The 19,681-nt window shown below is 43.2% G+C and carries 22 protein-coding genes; all 22 read left to right on the top strand.

Annotation, left to right across the window (positions count from 1 at the left end):
• Positions 1-199 precede the first annotated feature (199 nt).
• The 22 genes from ACY8DX_RS13060 to ACY8DX_RS12955 all read left to right on the top strand — a co-directional run bounded on the left by ACY8DX_RS13060 (position 200) and on the right by ACY8DX_RS12955 (position 19,680).
• Positions 200-400, top strand: a complete 201-nt coding sequence (locus ACY8DX_RS13060; RefSeq protein ID WP_049670552.1) for a DUF2768 domain-containing protein — start codon at positions 200-202, stop codon at positions 398-400.
• Positions 397-1,131, top strand: a complete 735-nt coding sequence (locus tag ACY8DX_RS13055; RefSeq protein WP_462405355.1) for a hypothetical protein — start codon at positions 397-399, stop codon at positions 1,129-1,131. The genes ACY8DX_RS13060 and ACY8DX_RS13055 overlap by 4 nt, the downstream gene beginning before the upstream one ends.
• A 241-nt stretch (positions 1,132-1,372) precedes the next feature.
• Positions 1,373-2,851: a stage IV sporulation protein A gene (gene spoIVA / locus ACY8DX_RS13050; RefSeq protein ID WP_049670553.1), complete on the top strand. Its 1,479-nt coding sequence runs from the start codon at positions 1,373-1,375 to the stop codon at positions 2,849-2,851.
• A 371-nt stretch (positions 2,852-3,222) separates the two neighbouring features.
• Positions 3,223-3,495, top strand: a complete 273-nt coding sequence (locus ACY8DX_RS13045) for an HU family DNA-binding protein (protein WP_049670554.1) — start codon at positions 3,223-3,225, stop codon at positions 3,493-3,495.
• A gap of 165 nt (positions 3,496-3,660) precedes the next feature.
• Positions 3,661-4,227 carry a GTP cyclohydrolase I FolE gene (gene folE, locus ACY8DX_RS13040; RefSeq protein WP_462405354.1) on the top strand — a complete coding sequence of 189 codons (567 nt, stop codon included), beginning with the start codon at positions 3,661-3,663 and terminating at the stop codon, positions 4,225-4,227.
• Positions 4,228-4,258: 31 nt separating this feature from the next.
• Positions 4,259-4,492 (top strand): trp RNA-binding attenuation protein MtrB, encoded by a 234-nt coding sequence (mtrB, locus tag ACY8DX_RS13035; protein WP_049670556.1) that lies wholly within the window; start codon positions 4,259-4,261, stop codon positions 4,490-4,492.
• Positions 4,493-4,610: 118 nt separating this feature from the next.
• On the top strand, positions 4,611-5,396 hold the full coding sequence (locus ACY8DX_RS13030; protein ID WP_049670557.1) for a heptaprenyl diphosphate synthase component 1: 786 nt from the start codon (positions 4,611-4,613) through the stop codon (positions 5,394-5,396).
• On the top strand, positions 5,393-6,106 hold the full coding sequence (locus ACY8DX_RS13025; RefSeq protein ID WP_049670558.1) for a demethylmenaquinone methyltransferase: 714 nt from the start codon (positions 5,393-5,395) through the stop codon (positions 6,104-6,106). The genes ACY8DX_RS13030 and ACY8DX_RS13025 overlap by 4 nt, the downstream gene beginning before the upstream one ends.
• Positions 6,107-6,142: 36 nt before the next feature.
• A complete protein-coding gene (gene hepT / locus ACY8DX_RS13020) occupies positions 6,143-7,105 on the top strand; it encodes a heptaprenyl diphosphate synthase component II (RefSeq protein ID WP_462406941.1) in 963 nt (320 codons plus the stop codon).
• 89 nt (positions 7,106-7,194) lie between these two features.
• Positions 7,195-7,641, top strand: coding sequence for a nucleoside-diphosphate kinase (gene ndk / locus ACY8DX_RS13015; RefSeq protein ID WP_049670560.1), 447 nt, complete (start codon positions 7,195-7,197; stop codon positions 7,639-7,641).
• 655 nt (positions 7,642-8,296) lie between these two features.
• Positions 8,297-9,469 (top strand): chorismate synthase, encoded by a 1,173-nt coding sequence (gene aroC / locus ACY8DX_RS13010; RefSeq protein WP_462405353.1) that lies wholly within the window; start codon positions 8,297-8,299, stop codon positions 9,467-9,469.
• Positions 9,469-10,569, top strand: a complete 1,101-nt coding sequence (gene aroB / locus ACY8DX_RS13005) for a 3-dehydroquinate synthase (protein ID WP_049670562.1) — start codon at positions 9,469-9,471, stop codon at positions 10,567-10,569. The genes aroC and aroB overlap by 1 nt, the downstream gene beginning before the upstream one ends.
• A gap of 16 nt (positions 10,570-10,585) precedes the next feature.
• Positions 10,586-10,951 (top strand): chorismate mutase, encoded by a 366-nt coding sequence (gene aroH, locus ACY8DX_RS13000; RefSeq protein WP_462405352.1) that lies wholly within the window; start codon positions 10,586-10,588, stop codon positions 10,949-10,951.
• A 21-nt stretch (positions 10,952-10,972) separates the two neighbouring features.
• A complete protein-coding gene (gene hisC, locus ACY8DX_RS12995) occupies positions 10,973-12,079 on the top strand; it encodes a histidinol-phosphate transaminase (protein ID WP_462405351.1) in 1,107 nt (368 codons plus the stop codon).
• Positions 12,080-12,101: 22 nt separating this feature from the next.
• Complete coding sequence (locus tag ACY8DX_RS12990; protein WP_049670565.1) at positions 12,102-13,205, top strand: prephenate dehydrogenase; 1,104 nt, start codon at positions 12,102-12,104, stop codon at positions 13,203-13,205.
• Positions 13,206-13,223: 18 nt separating this feature from the next.
• A complete protein-coding gene (aroA, locus tag ACY8DX_RS12985) occupies positions 13,224-14,519 on the top strand; it encodes a 3-phosphoshikimate 1-carboxyvinyltransferase (protein WP_462405350.1) in 1,296 nt (431 codons plus the stop codon).
• A 502-nt stretch (positions 14,520-15,021) separates the two neighbouring features.
• Complete coding sequence (locus ACY8DX_RS12980) at positions 15,022-16,326, top strand: tetratricopeptide repeat protein (protein WP_049670567.1); 1,305 nt, start codon at positions 15,022-15,024, stop codon at positions 16,324-16,326.
• 27 nt (positions 16,327-16,353) lie between these two features.
• Positions 16,354-16,914 carry a ReoY family proteolytic degradation factor gene (locus ACY8DX_RS12975; protein ID WP_049670568.1) on the top strand — a complete coding sequence of 187 codons (561 nt, stop codon included), beginning with the start codon at positions 16,354-16,356 and terminating at the stop codon, positions 16,912-16,914.
• 122 nt (positions 16,915-17,036) lie between these two features.
• Entirely contained in the window at positions 17,037-17,492 is a 456-nt protein-coding gene (locus ACY8DX_RS12970) for a DUF2487 family protein (RefSeq protein WP_462405349.1), read from the top strand.
• A gap of 151 nt (positions 17,493-17,643) precedes the next feature.
• Complete coding sequence (locus tag ACY8DX_RS12965) at positions 17,644-18,147, top strand: QcrA and Rieske domain-containing protein (RefSeq protein ID WP_049670570.1); 504 nt, start codon at positions 17,644-17,646, stop codon at positions 18,145-18,147.
• A gap of 13 nt (positions 18,148-18,160) precedes the next feature.
• On the top strand, positions 18,161-18,835 hold the full coding sequence (gene qcrB, locus ACY8DX_RS12960) for a menaquinol-cytochrome c reductase cytochrome b subunit (RefSeq protein WP_049670571.1): 675 nt from the start codon (positions 18,161-18,163) through the stop codon (positions 18,833-18,835).
• 47 nt (positions 18,836-18,882) lie between these two features.
• Positions 18,883-19,680 (top strand): menaquinol-cytochrome c reductase cytochrome b/c subunit, encoded by a 798-nt coding sequence (locus ACY8DX_RS12955; protein WP_049670572.1) that lies wholly within the window; start codon positions 18,883-18,885, stop codon positions 19,678-19,680.
• The last annotated feature ends 1 nt before the right edge of the window (position 19,681 follow it).

Raw genomic sequence — 19,681 nt, 5'->3', positions numbered from 1 at the left:
ATGTTAAAGACTAACCAAGGCACATAGCCAATTAAAGTCGATATATTTAGTCCAAAGCGGAAGAGAGATGGAAGTCCATTTCCCTTCCGTTTTTGTTTTGTATGCTCTGTTATGTAAGGATTTTTATGGGGGAATAGTAAATAATATTTGTATTTGAAAAAATATGGTATAATACTCTCGGAAAAGGGGGTATGACAATTTGAGTTTATCGATGCAAAAAATGTGGTTTTCCATTGCTGGAATGGTATTTATGGCGATTGCTGCCTTGGCCATATATGTAAGTCGGTATAAACTGAATGGATTTTTCAAATATTTGGTCGGGACGATTGCCTATTTCTGCTTATTCCTGGCAGGAATTATCATGTTCATCACCATTATTAGCGGGCCGACAGACGGATGAAGATGAATCATAAAGTCAAAAAAAGAATCTGTGCCTTGCTTGCTGGCTGTATGGCCTTGATACTCAGCGGTTGCTTATATCCGGAAGGGCAAATGCAGCAAAACCAGATTCCCTATGAGGAAAGTGTTAAGAATGTGGAAGCTGCGGTTGATCAATTCAGGAAAGAAAATGGGAACCTGCTGCCGATTGTGACAAAGGAAGAGGATACGGATTATTACATAAAATACATCATTGATTTCAAGAAAATCGTCCCGAGATACTTAGCAGAGATTCCAAGCAATGCCTATGAAGAGGGCGGCGTCTATCAGTATACCCTTATTGATGAGGAGGAGAACCCAACTGTTAAGCTCATCGATTTAAGGATTGCGGAAACAATTCGTTCAGTGAGGCTGCAAATTGATGCCCAAGGCTATCCAGCATTAGCCGAGGAAGTTGGCCCGAATGTCTATAAGCTTGATTATGAAAAGATGGGCTTTCGTGAAGATCCAACCGTTAAGAGTCCTTTCTCTGGCAAGGACCTTCATCTTGTTATGAGCGGTGAAGGAGAGCTTTACGTAGATTATACTCCGGATTTGTATGATCTATTGGCTGAGGGAGAGAAGTCTCCGAAAGAAAATACTGATATTAGGCCCTATTTAATGGAAGAGGCATTATTTGTTCCTGCATATTCGCTTCCATATGCATGGGATTCAAAGGAGAATAAGCCTGTCTTTCTGTCAAATCAGGAATAACCTTTCTTTTACGAAATATATTGTAAAAGAAAGGTTTTTTTATTTGTGATAAAAAAAGCCTGTAACTAATAACAAGATACGCACCTTACCGGCTGTCAGCCAGTTTACATAAATAGAGAGGAGAGAAAAAACTTGTCATAACCACATCCATGAGAGTCATAAACATATAATGTCCAAGTTTACCAGTTATAAAAAAGCATCGATAGGTGGGTTCATATATTTTGGATCGGGAGGGGATCTCTTGGAAAAGATCGATATATTTAAGGATATAGCCGAGAGAACCGGCGGCGACATATATCTAGGGGTTGTAGGAGCCGTACGGACAGGTAAATCAACGTTTATAAAGAAATTCATGGAACTTGTTGTCTTGCCTGGCATGCATAGTGAAGCGGAGAAATCAAGGGCTATTGATGAGCTGCCTCAAAGTGCGGCAGGAAGGACGATCATGACAACAGAGCCAAAATTTGTTCCAAATCAGGCAGCGCAAATTCAAGTGGATGAAGGGCTCGAGGTTAATATCCGCATGGTTGACTGTGTAGGATACACAGTTCCTGGAGCAAAGGGCTATGAGGATGAAAACGGACCGAGAATGATTCACACGCCATGGTATGATGAACCGATTCCTTTCCATGAGGCAGCGGAGATTGGCACGAGGAAGGTCATTCAGGACCATTCAACCCTAGGAGTAGTCGTTACGACCGACGGTTCCATCGGCGAAATTCCACGTTCGGATTATATCGAAGCGGAGGAGAGAGTGGTTGAGGAACTGAAGGAGGTCGGAAAGCCCTTTATCATGATTGTCAACACTGTTAGCCCGTATCATCCGGATACAGAGGTTCTGCGCTCGAAGCTGCAAGAGAAGTATGACATTCCCGTTCTTGCAATGAGTATTGAAAGCATGCGAGAAGGGGATGTCATCAATGTCTTGAGGGAGGCATTGTTCGAGTTCCCTGTGCTGGAAGTGAACGTGAATCTTCCTCGCTGGGTTATGGTCTTGAATGAAGATCACTGGCTGCGTGGAAGCTATCAGGATGCTATTAGGGAAACTGTCCAGGATATAAAGCGGCTGAGAGATGTGGACCGTTTAGTCGCATTGTTCGAGGAATATGAATTTGTCGGGCATGCGAGTCTTGCTGGCATTGAGATGGGCCAGGGGGTGGCAGAGCTGGATCTCAGCGCACCGGATGAGCTTTATGACCAGGTGCTGAAGGAGATTGTCGGCGTGGAGATTCGCGGAAAGGATCATTTGCTTGAATTGATGCAGGATTTTGCCTATGCGAAGGCTGAGTATGACCAAGTGGCTGATGCTCTTAAGATGGTGAAGCAGACCGGTTATGGGGTCGCTGCTCCGTCACTGGCGGATATGAGTCTGGATGAACCGGAAATCATCCGTCAAGGTTCACGGTTTGGAGTCAGGCTGAAAGCAGTGGCACCTAGCATCCATATGATCAAGGTAGATGTCGAATCAGAGTTTGCCCCAATCATTGGCACTGAAAAGCAGAGTGAGGAGCTCGTCCGTTATTTGATGCAGGATTTCGAGGATAATCCGCTCAGCATTTGGAATTCGGATATCTTTGGAAGGAACCTATCCTCCATTGTGAGGGAAGGGATACAGGCTAAGCTGAGCCTAATGCCGGAAAATGCCAGATACAAATTAAAGGAAACGTTGGAAAGAATTATTAATGAGGGATCAGGTGGCTTGATTGCGATTATTCTATAAGGAATCAGGGGTTGAATCGGTGCTTTAAGACCGTTTAATCCCTCTTTTTTTGTTCTAGGAACAAAGTCCAATATTTCAAAATAACTCAAATGGAGTCATAACGCAATAAAATGAGAAAAATAAACTACAATATTCGAATAAATGCCCGTAATTTCGCTAATTTACTTGATATGGGGTAGGGATTATGATAATCTTTTATCAGAAATCAACTTCTAAGCGAAAAGCCTTACATATCAATGTTTATAATACCTTTTTATGGTCGAAAATAATATAAAGTGAAAAACAAGTTGATGAATATCAGATATTTCATTACAATTACAAAAAGTAATTGAAATAGAATAGAAAACCTGCTTTGGGAGGAGGTGAATGGCATGAACAAGACAGAATTGATCAATGCAGTTGCAGAAGCTAGCGAACTTTCCAAAAAAGACGCTACTAAAGCTGTTGACGCAGTTTTCGAATCCATTTTAGAAGCACTCAAAAATGGTGATAAAGTACAACTAATCGGTTTCGGTAACTTCGAAGTTCGTGAGCGTGCAGCCCGTAAAGGACGCAACCCACAAACTGGTGAGGAAATCGAAATCAGTGCAAGCAAAGTACCTGCTTTCAAACCAGGTAAAGCGCTAAAAGACGCTGTTAAGTAATCTGTACATATGTGTTACTTGAATAAGCGCTATTCGCTTAAGAGCCGTTGCCGTTAGGGCAACGGCTCTTTTTCTATGTGCAGAATATATTAATTTGGCTGGCACCTAAAATGTGCTACTATGGTTATAGTTGAATTTTAGGCATGCTCTAGGAGGAAGACATTCATGTATGAAGTTAATAAAGGAAAAATAGAAGAAGCTGTAACCATGATTCTCGAAGCATTAGGAGAAGATCCGACACGGGAAGGTCTTATGGATACACCAAAACGTGTCGCAAGAATGTATGAGGAAGTCTTTGCAGGTCTCGGCCAAGATCCAAAGGAATACTTTGAAACGGTCTTTGGAGAAGACCATGAGGAATTAGTGCTTGTAAAGGATATCCCATTCTATTCCATGTGTGAACACCATCTTGTCCCGTTCTTTGGGGTTGCACATGTTGCTTATATACCGAAGGGTGGACGCGTCACAGGCTTAAGTAAATTAGCGAGAGCTGTCGAAGCTGTTTCTAGACGTCCGCAATTGCAGGAAAGAATTACATCTACTGTAGCGGATGCCATCATGGATAAACTTGAACCGCATGGCGTTATGGTCGTGGTTGAGGCAGAACATATGTGTATGACTATGAGAGGTGTTAAGAAGCCGGGCTCTAAGACAGTGACATCTGCTGTCCGCGGAACGCTTGCAACAGATGCGCGCACTCGCCAGGAAGTGTTGAGCTTTATCAACAAATGATCTGTGCTGCACATGAAGGAGGAGTGATTTGATGAGAGAGGGAAATCCCGCGCAGAATGATTATGTGATTGTTAAGGCAGAGGAAGACGGAGTAAATGTCATCGGCCTTACGAGAGGGGAAGATACTCGCTTCCACCATTCAGAGAAATTAGATAAAGGGGAGGTCCTTTTTGTCCAATTCACTGAGCATACCTCAGCTATCAAGATCAGGGGAAAAGCGATAATGTATACCCCATATGGTCAAGTGGAGAGCGGTAAGGAATAACGTCTCATTGACTAACTATCCTTTTTCAGCATGAATCGACAATGTTGAAAAAGGATAGTAAAATAAAAGATGTCTAGTCAATTCTGAAATAGTCATGAAACGAATGGAAGTTTAGGTGATGAGGGTGGAATCAGCAAAGAAACAGGTATTACAATATGAGCGTGAAATTAGGAATCATATATTTGATTCATTTGTGTGGCGGTATATAGAGGAGCCTATCATAGATGAAGATAAGATAGCGGCGATGCTTTTAATCTTATCCCATGCTGATGCAACAGAAGAACAACTTTCTAATTACATAGTATCAATCATGCTCATGCAAATTGCCCTCGATACACATGAGAACGTAACAAATGGATTGAATTCAGAAGATTCCGGCGAGCTGCGAACAAGACAATTGACCATCCTGGCTGGGGATTACTATAGTGGTTTATATTATCATATTTTAGCCCAGACAGAGGACATTCGTTTTATCAGGGAATTTTCACGTGGTATTCAACTGATTAATGAATCGAAGGTAGAGCTTTATCAATGCAAGGATACCTCAGCCGAATTTCTTTTTGCCCATCTTGAAGCCATCGAGACAGCGCTGGCTGAGAAGGTGAGTTCCTATTTCGGCAGTACATGTAACCTGCTGCTCTTAAAGGATTTTCTGCTGATGAAACGGTTGAATAGAGAATTTGCCAGGCATGAATTTGTTGAATACGGAGCAGGCAATAAGCCTCGATATTATGCTGCTATGCTGCTGCCGCCTTTTTTGAATAGAGTGGAAGACCTTCAAAATCGGGTGGAGCAGGAGCTAGAGGCGGAGATTTGCACGGATATGGCTCAGCGGGTTAAAAGAGCTTTGGATGAATCCAGGGGACATATTACCAACATGATGGGGAAAGGGTTATTTGGATGAAACAACAATCGAAAGAAGAACGAGTTCATCATGTGTTTGAAAAGATTTCAGATCAGTATGATACGATGAATTCTGTAATCAGTTTTCAGCTTCACAAGAAATGGCGTGCTGACACAATGAAAAAAATGGCTGTCAAACCCGGCGATAAAGCTTTAGACGTATGCTGTGGAACAGCTGATTGGTCAATTGCGCTTGCAGAAGCGGTTGGGGCACAAGGCAAGGTGTGCGGACTTGATTTCAGTGAGAATATGCTGAAAGTCGGGAAAGAAAAGGTACAGAAATATGGGTTGAAGAATGTTGAACTCATTCACGGCAACGCAATGGAGCTTCCATTTGAGGATAACAGCTTCGATTATGTGACGATTGGCTTCGGTCTCCGTAATGTGCCGGATTATTTGACGGTGCTGAAGGAAATGAACCGGGTGCTGAAGCCAGGCGGGATGGCCGTGTGCCTAGATACGTCTCAACCGACTATGCCGGTCTACCGACAGCTTTATTACTTCTATTTCAAGCATATCATGCCGCTTATGGGAAAGGTGCTGGCCAAGAGCTACGAAGAATACTCGTGGCTTCAGGAATCTGCAACCGACTTTCCAGGTGCGCCCGAGTTAAAGAAATTATTTGAGAAAGCCGGATTCGTCAAGGTGAAATATAAGCCGTATTCAGGCGGTGCAGCTGCTTCTCATTTTGGTTATAAAAAATCTCAATGAGGGATTGCCCTACCTTGTTAAACGGGATGTGGAATGATGAAATTACCAGTATTATACAAACTTTTTAAACAAGATATTCAGTTGATAGAAAAGGAACTGAAATCATCCATACAAGCGAGATCGAAGCTTCTGCAGGATGCTTCGGTCCACACGCTTAAAGCCGGAGGAAAACGCATCCGCCCTATTTTTGTCCTGTTGACGGCAAAATTTGGCGATTATGATATTGAGCGAATTAAATATCCTGCAGTAGCCCTCGAGCTGATTCATTCCGCCTCTCTCGTACATGATGATGTCATTGACCAGGCAGAGCTTAGAAGAGGATCACCTACAGTCAGCCACAAATGGGATAATAAAATTGCAACCTATACTGGGGATTATATCTTTGCCCGTGCGCAGGAGCTGATGACACGGATAGAGGAACCTCTGGCGCATAAGGTACTGGCCAAGACGATTCTGGAAGTGAGCATTGGAGAAATTGAGCAAATCAAGGATAAGTATAATTATGATCAGAATCTTCGTGACTATTTAACTCGTATTAAACGAAAGACTGCGCTTTTGATTGCGGCGAGCTGTCAGTTGGGTGCTATCAGCGCAGGTGTCAATGAAACCATACATAAGAAATTATTCCTTTATGGGTACTACGTAGGAATGTCCTTCCAGATTATTGATGATGTCCTTGATTTCACTGCTACGGAGAAAGTACTTGGAAAGCCGGCAGGAAGTGATCTTTGGCAAGGGAATATCACCCTGCCAGTGCTGTACGCCCTAAGAGAGCCTGAGCTTGGTCAGGAAATCAGGACGATTCATGAGAATATGAGCCATGATGAGCTGAAGCCAATCCTGGAGAAGATTAAGGGCTCTGGAGCTATTGAAAAATCAATTGAAGTCAGCAACCGATATTTAGATAAAGCCTTTGCTATCTTGAAGGAACTGCCGGATACGAAGAATACTCGTTATTTATATGATATCGCCGAATTTATTGGAAAACGGAAATATTAAGCGTTTTCATATTGTTTGCTAAATGATGGTGAAAATGGTATATTTTTTCTGGACAAACTAAAAAGATACATATAAACAGAGGTGTAATGATGGAAAAAACATTTTTAATGGTTAAACCAGATGGTGTTCAACGCAATTTAATCGGGGAAATTGTAAGCCGTTTCGAGAAAAAAGGTTTCCAGCTTATCGGCGCTAAATTAATGATCATTCCAGCTGAAATGGCTGAGAAGCATTATGCTGAACATAAAGAGCGTCCATTCTTTGGCGAGTTAGTTGATTTCATCACATCAGGTCCTGTATTTGCGATGGCTTGGCAAGGGGAAAATGTCATTGCTACAGCACGTCAAATGATGGGCTCCACTAATCCAAAGGATGCAGCTCCTGGAACGATTCGCGGCGATTACGGCGTAACTGTCGGCAAAAATATTATTCATGGCTCTGATTCACCAGAAAGCGCCGAAAGAGAACTAGGCATTTTCTTTAAAGAAGAAGAACTATCTGAATACAGCAAGCTTGTAAATGAGTGGATTTATTAATCTGATTCAATAAAACAGCTGTACGAAAGGGTTGAGAATGGGTATATTCTCAACCCTTTATTTTTTGACATTTTCTCCGTTGACATAGCTCTCCGATATCCCATTTTCTTCAGGTTCATCGAAGCGAATTGTGCTTTGCTCCTGCATAGACTGTTTTTTTAAATCCCCCTAACTGTTGTCCACCGCCTTTCATGCTTTACTATTAAGGTAGTAAAGACCTGTTTAATCCTTTTTATAGGTAAACCCATCTTATAAGTACAGGTTCCTATTTTAGCAGAAGGGGCGATACTCTCGGCTACGATAAGGAAGCAGGCTGAGATAACTTTGCCGAAGGCGAGTGGCGAAAGTAACTACCATGCAGTTCGCTAAGTCCGTTGGCTTTTCTGCTGAAAATAGCTTTCACATTCATATGGAGTGCAAGAGCGAAAAAATGCAGACCTATTCTTAACTTGATTTCTTTTCAGTCTAATAGCTGCATGAAAAGTGAGGCTTTGTTTTCATAGAATCATTTAATTGTCAGAAAAATACATCTATTTATTGGTGGAGTTTCTAATTTATTCTGATGTACAATAGTTAAACAAGAAAATTTAGCAAAAGAAGCTTTCTTATGATATATTTGTACATAATTGCTTTAAAGTGATGAAGGAGGAGCCAAATGAGATACTTAACAGCTGGGGAATCCCACGGTCCCCAATTAACGACCATCATAGAGGGGTTGCCAAGCGGAATGCCTTTATCCGAGGAGGATATAAATAAACACTTAGCCAGACGCCAAAAAGGATATGGCAGAGGAAGAAGGATGCAAATAGAGAAAGATACCGCTGAGATCACCTCAGGTGTAAGGCATGGAAGAACATTAGGATCTCCTGTAGCTTTAAACGTCAAGAATCGAGATTGGACTCATTGGACACATGTAATGGGAATAGAGCCGATTGATGAGAAGGATGAAGAAGAAATTAAAAGGAAGATTACTAGACCGAGACCTGGCCATGCTGATTTAAATGGCGGAATTAAGTACGGGCATAGAGATTTACGTAATGTGCTTGAGCGCTCTTCGGCGCGAGAGACGACGGTCAGGGTAGCAGCTGGTGCTGTTGCTACGAAGCTCTTGCAATTGCTTGGAATCGAGCTCGTATCCCATGTGGTGGAGATTGGCGGGGTCAAAGCAAAGCAAGCAGATAGCACAGACATCCAGACACTAAGGAAGACAGCTGAAGAATCCCCTGTACGCTGTCTAGATGCGGAAGCCGGCGAGAAAATGATGGCTGCGATTGATGAGGCGAAGAAAAACGGAGATTCACTTGGCGGAGTGGTAGAAGTGATTGCGACCGGCATGCCAAGCGGTGTAGGAAGCTATGTGCATTATGACCGTAAGCTTGATGCTAAAATCGCTGGCGCTGTCCTTAGCATTAATGCCTTTAAGGGTGTTGAATTTGGTATAGGCTTTGAAGCGGCTCGAGTTCCGGGCAGTAAGGTCCATGACGAGATTCTTTGGGATGAAGAGACAGGCTATACACGAAAAACGAACCGGCTTGGAGGATTTGAAGGCGGCATGACGACTGGGATGCCGATCGTTGTACGTGGAGTGATGAAGCCTATTCCTACACTTTATAAACCGCTTAACAGCGTAGATATCGAGACTAAAGAACCATTTGCAGCATCTATTGAACGCTCTGATGCCTGCGCTGTTCCAGCAGCAGCAGTTGTGTGCGAGCATGCAGTGGCATGGGAGCTTGCAAGTGCGATTGTCGATCAATTCTATGCAGACCGCCTTGATACATTGATTGAGACTATTGAAGAACAGCGTCGGTATGCGAGGGAATTCTAATGAGAAGCTTTGAGATTAAGACGGCATCAAAATCTTATCCAATCTATGTGGGCAATCAAGCCATCAAGAAACTTCCGGAATTTCTTCAGGAACGGTTTCCAGGGAAGAAGAAGCTATTTTTGATTACGGATTCACATGTTTCTGCCCTGCATGCGGAACCATTGACCGATTTATTGAATGAATCTGGTTATGATACGCTAGTTCATATTGTCCCTTCAGGAGAGGAAGCTAAATCGATTGCCTGCTATGAGGAGTGTCTGTCAGCAGGCTTCCGGCACAATATTGGCCGAGACGGGATTATCCTTGCCTTTGGCGGCGGAGTTGTCGGTGATTTAGCCGGTTTTACTGCAGCTACTTATATGAGGGGGATTTCCTTCATTCAGCTGCCGACAACTCTTCTTGCTCATGATAGTGCTGTTGGCGGAAAGGTAGGGATTAACCATCCTCTAGGGAAGAACTTAATCGGGGCCTTTTATCAGCCAGAAGCTGTCATCTATGATACGGAGCTGCTCCGAACAATGCCAGAACGGGAGTGGAGAAGCGGCTTTGCGGAATTAATTAAGCATGCCTTTCTCTCTTCTGAGACCTTTTATCAAAAGCTTCAGAAAGAGATTCAAACAATGGAGGACCTTAAGAAGCATGTGCAGCTTGGTGAGCTGATTGAAACAGGGATAAAGGTAAAAGCCTCCATCGTCGCTTTAGATGAGAGAGAGTCAGGTAAGCGAGCTTTCTTGAACTTAGGTCATACCCTTGCCCATGCATTGGAAGGTGCGGCAGGCTATGGGGAGCTGACTCATGGAGAGGCTGTTGCAATCGGCTTATTCTATGATTTATATTTAAGCAGGAAATATACGGGATTTGATGCGGGATTGGACAGTCTTCATCAATGGCTGATTGATCTCGGCTACTTAAGGATATCGAACGAAGTGCTGAATATGAATCTTCTTATCCCCTATATGAAGCTAGATAAAAAGAATCAAGGAAGCAAGATTGCCACCATCCTATTGAAGGACTTTGGCGACCCGGTCATAGCAACATTTGAAGAGAGTGAGATTCGTTCAGATTTCGGTGAATTCATTGAAGACTATTTTACAGTTTAAGTTAGGAGAGAAGAGAATGCTAAGAGGCATAAGAGGGGCCATCACGGTATCAGCTAACCGCAAGGAGGAAATCGAACGCCAAACGGAAAGGTTGATGCGCGAGATTATTGAACAAAATGAATTGGACAGCGAGAGTATTGCCTCGGTCTTTATCTCGGTGACTGATGACCTTGATGCTGGATTTCCGGCGGCCTCAATCAGACGTATTGATGGTTTTATGTATGTTCCTGTCATGTGTATGCGTGAGATTCCAGTACCGGAATCGCTGCCGCTTGCCATCAGGATTATGGTTCATGTAAATACGGACAAGAGTCAAAGGGAGATTAAGCATATTTATTTGGAGGAGGCTATTAAGCTGAGACCAGATTTGCTGGAGAAATGAGAATAAAGGGGGAGCTTGTTGATGAAATGGAAGGAACATTTATACACACTGAAGCCATACCAGCCTGGAAAACCGATTGATGATGTGAAGCGTGAATACGGCCTGACTGAGATTATTAAATTAGCCTCTAATGAAAATCCATATGGTTATTCACCTAAGGTTAAGAAAGTCTTGAAGGAGTCCGATTGGCAGCTTGCGCTTTACCCTGACGGAGGGGCCGTCAATCTTCGTGAGGCTGTTTCTTCCTTTTGGGGAGTGGAGGGCAATCAAGTAATCTTTGGAAACGGTTCTGACAATTTGATCCAAATGATTACGAAAGCTTTGCTCGCACCTGGCGTAAACACTGTCATGGCCACAGGTACGTTCAGTCAATACAGTCATAATGCCATCTTAGAGCGGGCGGAGATTCGGGAAGTTCCTCATGTTAACGGGCGCCATGACTTGCCGGGGATGCTTCAGCAAATTGACTCTAACACAGCCGTTGTCTGGCTGTGCTCACCGAATAATCCGACTGGGGAATATATTCGAGAAGATGAATTGATTCCTTTCCTGGACCAAGTACCAGATGATGTACTCGTCGTATTTGATGCGGCTTACTATGAATATGTGGATGCAGAGGATTATCCTAATCTGATTCCTTTAATTGCACGCTATAAAAATGTCATTATCCTTCATACCTTTTCGAAAATCTATGGAATTGCCTCATTAAGGGTTGGTTATGGAATCGCTGATGAAACCATCATTCGCATGCTTGAACCGACAAGAGAACCGTTTAATGTCAATGCTGTAGCCCAAAGAGCGGCGATTGAGGCTATATCAGACCAAGCATTCATCGCTGAATGTAAACAAAGAAACCGTGATGGGCTCCAAGCATTCTATCAATTTTGTGAGAAGCATCAATTAGCCTATTATCCTTCCCAAGGGAACTTTATTTTAATGGAGGTTGGATATAAGGGAAATGAAGTCTTTCAATATTTGCTCGAGCGCGGCGTAATTGTCCGTTCAGGTGAGGCGTTGGGATTCCCGACATCAATCAGGGTAACGGTTGGTTCGGAGGTAGAGAATGCTCTTGTGTTAAAGGAGCTTGAAGGCTTTCTCCAAACGAAAAGGAGCGAATTAGCTAAATAGAAGAAGTAAGTGAGGTGCCTCCATGCGCGGCAATGTATTGATTATAGGTTTAGGACTGATTGGAGGCTCTATTGCACTAGCAATCAAGAAAGAGCATCCTGATGCATTCATCCAGGGATATGATACAGATGAGCAGCAGGCTATGCTCGCAAAAGCACTCAAAATAATCGATGAACCCGTTAAGGATTACAAGGCTGCGGCTGCAGCCAGTGATTTGATTATGATTTGTACGCCTGTAAATGCGGCTGTACAGGTGATTGAAGCATTGGCAAACGTACCGCTTAAGGAAAGAGTCATCCTTACAGATGCGGGAAGTACAAAGAAAAAGGTTATGGAGGCAGCCGAGCGCCATCTTGGCAGTCGGCATGTCTTCATTGGAGGCCATCCAATGGCTGGTTCCCATAAGAGCGGTGTAACCGCTGCTAAAGAGCGGCTGTTCGAAAATGCCTTCTATATGTTAACGCCGTCAAAATGTGCGGGCGTGAAGGAAATTGGGCAATTGAAGATGTGGCTTCGAGGAACGAAGGCAAAATTTCTTGAAGTCAGTGCAGAAGAGCATGATTATTTGACAGGTGTTATCAGCCATCTTCCGCACATCATGGCAGCTTCTATGGTTAATTTTGCTGAGGATGCTGAAAAAGAGCATGAGGTGATTGCTCGACTCGCTGCAGGAGGATTCAGGGATACAACAAGAATTGCTTCCTCAAGCCCGGAAATGTGGAAAGACATCCTCCTTCATAATGGTGAGATTTTGGTACCGCTCCTTGATTCATGGATTCGGGAGATGGGGGAAATCAAGGAATGGATGGTTAACAAGGATGGACAGAAAATCTATGACTTCTTCCATGGGGCTAAGCGGTTTAGGGATGCAATGCCAGTGCATGAGAAGGGGGCTATTCCTTCTTCTTATGATCTTTATGTGGATGTGCCGGACTATCCAGGTGTCATTTCAGAAATTACCGGATATCTAGCCGAATCAAGCATCAGCATCACGAATATTCGAATCCTTGAGACTCGCGAAGAGATTTACGGAGTGCTGGCGATCTCTTTCCAGAGCAATGAGGATAGAGTGCTTGCAGTAGAATGTCTGCAGCAAAAGACTACATATGATACTTATTTTGACTAAAGCGTCAGGAGGATTTTCATGGTAAAAAGTTTGGAATTTACACATCGTCCGTCACTGACAGGAAGATTAGAGGTACCGGGCGATAAATCCATCTCCCACAGAGCAGTTATGTTCGGTTCGATTGCAGAGGGAACCACCACTATCAGCCGCTTCTTAGAAGGCGAGGATTGCTTGAGTACGATAGACTGTTTCAGGAAGCTCGGAGTGGTCATCGAACAAAATGGGTCTAATGTGACGGTGCACGGTAAAGGGTATGCGGGATTAAGTGCCCCGAAAGAAGTCCTTGATGTAGGGAATTCAGGTACATCCATCCGACTTTTACTCGGATTATTATCTGCTCTTCCTTTCAGCCTAACGTTCACAGGGGATGAATCCATTGCCAAGAGACCGATGAAACGAGTGGTCAGCCCGCTTCGGCAAATGGGAGCTCAAATTAGCGGACGCGATGACGGCAATTTGGTCCCGCTGACAGTGGAAGGCACTGCCCTTAAGGGGATTGAATACGAATTGCCTGTAGCAAGCGCACAAGTGAAATCGGCCATTCTGCTGGCTGGGCTTCAGGCAGAAGGAGAAACAACGGTCATTGAAAAGGAACGGACAAGAGACCATACAGAGAAAATGATTCAATCCTTCGGCGGGGAAGTATCTGTAGATGGAATGAGAATTACGGTAAAGGGCGGCCAATCGTTAAAAGGGGGACATATCACTGTTCCCGGCGATATTTCATCTGCTGCTTTCTGGCTTGTTGCAGGAGCTATTGTACCGAACAGTGAAATCACACTTGAGAATGTCGGCCTGAATCCAACACGTACAGGCATCATTGATGTATTACAGGAAATGGGTGCTGATATGGACGTGATCCCGGATGAAGGGACAGGAGCGGGTGAAGAAGTCGGGTCAATTATCATCCGTCATTCCAAACTGCGAGGGATGACAATTGGCGGGGATATCATTCCAAGGTTAATCGACGAAATTCCTATTATTGCCCTGATGGCCACACAGGCTAAAGGACAGACGATCATCAAGGATGCTGAGGAATTAAAGGTGAAGGAAACCAATCGGATTGATGCAATTGCGACTCAGCTTGGACGTCTTGGAGCGAGAATTACCCCTACAGATGACGGACTAATTATTGAAGGTCAACAATCTCTCCACGGCGGTACAGTTGACAGTTTGACAGACCATCGAATTGGCATGACGCTGAGTATTGCCTCTTTATTGACAGATGGACCGGTTGAACTAGTTAATGATGAGGCAATTGCTGTTTCCTATCCGGGCTTCTTTGAGGACTTGGCCCGTTTAATAGTTAAATGATTTGGAAAAAGCATTCAGAATCGATGAGTTCTGAATGCTTTTTTGATGAGAAAAAGAGGAAGCCAGCATTTGTTGTCAGTGATTGCTTCGACAGCGAGAAAAAGGAGTTTGTTTTCCCTTCTATTGTGCTAAATCTCTTTCATTATACATAGCATGTCTATAAGACATTCCCGATAAGCATAAGCCAATGCCCTTTACTATCGAGTGAATATTTGATAGGGTGATGAATATTGTAGGTTTATTCGACAGCCTCTTAAATTGATTCGCTCTATTCTCCGCCTTAAAAATTGGCTATACTGTTTATACAGGAACCCTTCTATGTATATCATCCGCAAAAAACTTCGTATATGGCTATCCGATTTTGGAACTGCTACAGGAAAACACCAAGTCTATATAGAATATTCTCATATGCAAGTTTCCTTGCCGTGGTTATGGACAAGGAGATAGGTTTTCGCAAGCAAGCTGCTAGATGGCAAAAGGAATGTCCTTTTGAGGCTGCGATTTGGCCGATTTGACAGTGGGAAATGAGCAATTGGAAAGGAATTATCGGGAAATGAATATTGAAACAATTAGAAAAAAACTTTTGCAAGGTGAATGGGAAGAAGCAAAAACACATATAAATTTCATTAAGGCATCCCAAAATGATGAGGATATTTTTGCATTAGCAGAAGAGCTGGCCTCATTAGGTTTCATGGAAGAGGCTAAGGAGCTGTATGAGGAACTTGAGAAGCGCTACCCAGATGAAGGAGAAATTCTTTTTTCTCTGGCAGAAGTTTCAGCTGAACTCGGAAATGAAGAAGAAGCGCTGCTGTATTTGGAGAAGATAGAAAATGATGATCCTATGTACCCAGGAGCCCTGTTATTGCTTGGCGACCTTTACCAGGCGATGGGCATGGATGAAGTGAGCGTCCGCAAGCTGAAGGAAGCCAATGAGATCCTGCCGGATGAGCCAATTGTGAAATTTGCTTTAGCGGAACTTTATTATCAACAAGGAAATTTTCGTGAAGCTGTAGAATTATATACTTATATTTCTCAAAATGATTCAAGTATTAATGGGGTATCCATTAATAAGCGGCTGGCCTTATCTCTCGTATCCCTCGGGGAATTTGAAGAATCCCTTCCTTATTTCCATAAGGCTGAACGGGATGATAAAGATCATGATGTCAACCTTCTGTTTGAATATGGATTTTCTGCTTTTCATGCCGGTGAATATGCCACAGCTATTGCTAAGTTCAGCGAGTTGAAGGAAATGGACCCTGCCTATCATTCTTTATACATGTATTTGGCTATGGCCTATGAGGAGAATAAGGAGCTCCCAATGGCTATCCAGGTAGCTGAGGAGGGAATGAAAGAAGATCCGTTCAATAAAGAGATTTTCTTGTATGGAGCGGAATTAGCATCCAAAAAGGGAGATCCTCAAACGGCGGTTAAATGGCTGTCTGAGGCAATCGCGATTGACCCGGGTTATTTGGAGGCTGTACTAACCCTTGGCAAGTTATATTTACATGAGGAGCAATATTCAGAAGTCATCGACCTCATATCTTCTGTTCGTGAAATGGGAGAAGAGGATCCGCAATTTGATTGGCTGACGGCAACTGCCTATTCAGAGCTTGAGGAATATGAGAAGGCTCTTTCCTGTTATCGAGAAGCTTATCAGCATTTCATGGAGAATAAAGAATTTTTGCACGAATATGGTTATTTCCTGCTTGAAGACAGTAAGTTCCAAGAGGCTAAAGCTATCTTTGAGAAACTGCTGAAAGAAGACCCGAGCAATGATGAGTACTTGGATATATTAGAAAGAATCTAAATTTAATGTGCAGAGGAGGGCTCCACCATGAAAACCCCTGTATCTGTCGATGAGAAAAAAGAATTCATCCGTTGGTTTTTGAATAATTATCAACTAAAGCGTCGTGAATGTGTGTGGATATTAAACTATTTGATGAGTCATGACCAGCTGATGAGAAATGTCCATTTTGTGGAAGGGGCCAAATATTGCCCGAAAGGAATGGTGATGTCTACCCATTGTGTAGATGATGTGCCGTTTCGATTTTATAAGAGCAATATTATGACCACTGATGCCGAGAAATCCTTTCATGATATCCGGTTAAACCGGGATGAGGATATCTACATACAGCTGAATTTTCGAACAGCTTATTCCTCGTATCATTATGCAGCTGTTTTGGAGGAGAATCCTTATTTGCCAAAGAATCTACCTGGCAATGAGCAAGACCAGCATATTGCTGAAAGTATTCTTGAAGAGAGCTTGAACCGTTTTGAGGAGGAACGATTGCTGCGATTAATTGATACGGCGATTGATGAGAGAGATCATGCTCAATTCACGCTGCTAAGCAGTCAATTGAAACGGCTGCGTAGAAAGAAGAAATCCCTGACATAGAGCCAATCAGGAAAAAAGCCAGTCAGCATAGCCGGAGCTAAGCTGATTGGCTTTTTTTATGCGTTTTTGTATAATTTTTACTTATTTTAGTTTACAATGAAATGGACATAAGGGGGGATTGCATGAAATATCAAACGGCTGATATGGAGATGTTCGAGCGTTCAAGGGAATACATCGATACAGTCATCATTCCATTGAATGCGATTACATTTGAGAAGGGGGTCAGTCAGGCGGTTGCTTCTTATGAGTACTTAAGTCTATTGACCTATGAACTGGAGAGAGAGTTAAAGGGAAGAATATTTCTGGCCCATTCAGTACCGTATTCAAAGGAAAGCGGACAAGAGTCAAAGAAAGCACTATTGAATCATTGGAGAACCTTTTACAGTGAAGCCGGGTTCACCTATATACGATTCCTCACAACGGATAACAAATGGATTACAGTCAGTGATCAAGAGCAAATTCTATGGTTTCCTTCCATTCAGACGGATAAAATGCCAAGGGAGGCTATCAAGCAAGTGCTGGATGATCATACAGACCAAATCAAAGAGCTCCTGCAGGATGCTTGGAAGACGGATTGAAAATACTTACATAATAAACCATGTATTTCCTAAACTGGGAGTTTGTTGACCTATCAAAAATATTAGGATATTATTGTAATGTCCTAGTTTTATAAAGTTTGTACAATTCTGTAATTTTGTCAGACTTTCCATATAAGGGGGGAGAAATTTAATGAGCAGCCAAAAAGTTTCAAGACGCCAATTCTTGAATTACACACTCATGGGTGTCGGGGGATTCATGGGTGCGGCAATGGTTATGCCGATGCTGCGGTTTGCGGTCGATCCTGCCTTAAAGGCTAATGCCTCAGGTGACTTTATCAATACGGGCTTGAAGATCAGCGAGGTAACAGAAACACCGACTCGCGTCGATTACAAGCTGAAAGTCCAGGATGGCTGGTATGAAGCAGAGGAGACGAGAACAGCGTGGGTTTACAAGGATGAAGGGGGCGACATTGTCGCTTTATCTCCAGTATGTAAACACTTAGGCTGTACAGTCAACTGGGAGGGTGATGAGAAGCATAAGAATGAGTTCTATTGCCCTTGTCATGGCGGCCGTTACGAGAAGAACGGTAAGAATATTCCGAATACACCGCCGATCGGTCCGCTTGATGTGTATGATATGCAGGAAAAAGATGGAGTATTGTATTTGGGCAACACAAAAACAAATGAGGTGTAGGGAGGCGTGACCAATGCTGAATAAAATGTATGATTGGATTGATGAGCGGCTGGATATAACGCCATTGTGGCGAGACATCGCTGATCATGAGGTCCCAGAGCATGTAAACCCTGCCCATCACTTCTCGGCATTTGTTTATTGTTTTGGGGGATTGACGTTCTTTATCGTTGTCATTCAGATTCTATCTGGCATGTTCTTGACGATGTATTATGTTCCGGATATCGAGAATGCATGGAATTCTGTTTATTTCCTGCAGAATGAAGTGGCTTTTGGACAAATTGTCAGGGGGATGCATCACTGGGGAGCTAGTGTGGTAATCGTCATGATGTTCTTACATACAATGCGCGTGTTCTTCCAGGGTGCTTATAAAAAGCCGCGTGAATTAAACTGGATCGTGGGAGTACTTATTTTCTTTATCATGCTTGCTTTAGGATTGACTGGTTACCTTCTTCCTTGGGATATGAAAGCGCTATTTGCAACCAAGGTTACATTAACAATCATCGACTCTGTTCCATTTATCGGACCATATTTGATGACGCTGTTAGCTGGTGACCCGACAATCATCGGAGCCCAAACGCTGACCCGTTTCTTTGCGATTCACGTATTCTTCTTGCCTGCAGCCTTGATTGGGCTGATTGCAGCTCACTTCCTGATGATTCGTAAGCAAGGAATTTCCGGACCGCTATAAGATTTGGTCTTTAGAACAAGAATTGTAAAGAAGGAGGGGATATCCATATGCATCGTGGTAAAGGTATGAGATTTGTAGGTGACTCAAGAATTAGTGCTGACAGAAAGCCGAATATTCCTAAGGATTATTCTGAGTATCCAGGAAAGACAGAAGCTTTCTGGCCGAACTTCCTGTTAAAGGAATGGATGGTTGGCGCCGTTTTCTTAATCGGTTTCTTATGTTTGACGGTAGCGCATCCATCCCCGCTTGAGAGGATAGCAGACCCGACAGATACGGGCTATGCTCCGCTGCCTGACTGGTATTTCATGTTTTTATACCAGCTGCTTAAATATTCGTATGCATCTGGGCCGTATAACTTGATTGGTGCTCTTGTCATTCCAGGTTTAGCTTTTGGTGCATTATTACTTGCTCCATTCTTGGACAGGGGACCGGAAAGACGCCCTGCAAAGCGTAAGTTTGCGGTAGGCTTTATGCTTTTAGCGTTTGCTGGAGTTTTCTATTTGACGTGGGAGACCGTTTCTACACATGACTGGGCAGCGGCTAAATTGCAAGGACAAATCATTGATGATTCAGCTATCGATAAAGATTCTGATGGGTATAAGATTTATCAGGATCAAGGATGTATCAGCTGTCATGGTGACTCTCTTCAAGGAGGAGCAGGACCAAAGCTTCTTGGTACTGAATTGGAGGTTGACCAAATCTCTGAGATTGCGGTAAATGGTACAGAGAGCGGGAAAATGCCTGGTGTCTTCAAGGGTACAGAAGAAGAATTGAAAACACTTGCTGAGTTTATTAAAGGTGCCAATGCAGGCGGTGGCGAGCAAACAAGCACAGAGACAGAATAAT

The organism is Gracilibacillus sp. Marseille-QA3620 (assembly GCF_054950035.1).
This window is presented reverse-complemented; position numbering and strand designations above follow the sequence as displayed.

Coding starts and splice junctions, on each gene's coding strand:
- ACY8DX_RS13055 (WP_462405355.1), top strand. CDS start 397: ATGAAGATGAATCATAAAGTCAAAAAAAGAATCTGTGCCTTGCTTGCT.
- ACY8DX_RS13045 (WP_049670554.1), top strand. CDS start 3,223: ATGAACAAGACAGAATTGATCAATGCAGTTGCAGAAGCTAGCGAACTT.
- folE (WP_462405354.1), top strand. CDS start 3,661: ATGTATGAAGTTAATAAAGGAAAAATAGAAGAAGCTGTAACCATGATT.
- mtrB (WP_049670556.1), top strand. CDS start 4,259: ATGAGAGAGGGAAATCCCGCGCAGAATGATTATGTGATTGTTAAGGCA.
- ACY8DX_RS13030 (WP_049670557.1), top strand. CDS start 4,611: ATGAGGGTGGAATCAGCAAAGAAACAGGTATTACAATATGAGCGTGAA.
- ACY8DX_RS13025 (WP_049670558.1), top strand. CDS start 5,393: ATGAAACAACAATCGAAAGAAGAACGAGTTCATCATGTGTTTGAAAAG.
- hepT (WP_462406941.1), top strand. CDS start 6,143: ATGAAATTACCAGTATTATACAAACTTTTTAAACAAGATATTCAGTTG.
- ndk (WP_049670560.1), top strand. CDS start 7,195: ATGGAAAAAACATTTTTAATGGTTAAACCAGATGGTGTTCAACGCAAT.
- aroC (WP_462405353.1), top strand. CDS start 8,297: ATGAGATACTTAACAGCTGGGGAATCCCACGGTCCCCAATTAACGACC.
- aroB (WP_049670562.1), top strand. CDS start 9,469: ATGAGAAGCTTTGAGATTAAGACGGCATCAAAATCTTATCCAATCTAT.
- aroH (WP_462405352.1), top strand. CDS start 10,586: ATGCTAAGAGGCATAAGAGGGGCCATCACGGTATCAGCTAACCGCAAG.
- hisC (WP_462405351.1), top strand. CDS start 10,973: ATGAAATGGAAGGAACATTTATACACACTGAAGCCATACCAGCCTGGA.
- ACY8DX_RS12990 (WP_049670565.1), top strand. CDS start 12,102: ATGCGCGGCAATGTATTGATTATAGGTTTAGGACTGATTGGAGGCTCT.
- aroA (WP_462405350.1), top strand. CDS start 13,224: ATGGTAAAAAGTTTGGAATTTACACATCGTCCGTCACTGACAGGAAGA.
- ACY8DX_RS12975 (WP_049670568.1), top strand. CDS start 16,354: ATGAAAACCCCTGTATCTGTCGATGAGAAAAAAGAATTCATCCGTTGG.
- ACY8DX_RS12970 (WP_462405349.1), top strand. CDS start 17,037: ATGAAATATCAAACGGCTGATATGGAGATGTTCGAGCGTTCAAGGGAA.
- ACY8DX_RS12965 (WP_049670570.1), top strand. CDS start 17,644: ATGAGCAGCCAAAAAGTTTCAAGACGCCAATTCTTGAATTACACACTC.
- qcrB (WP_049670571.1), top strand. CDS start 18,161: ATGCTGAATAAAATGTATGATTGGATTGATGAGCGGCTGGATATAACG.
- ACY8DX_RS12955 (WP_049670572.1), top strand. CDS start 18,883: ATGCATCGTGGTAAAGGTATGAGATTTGTAGGTGACTCAAGAATTAGT.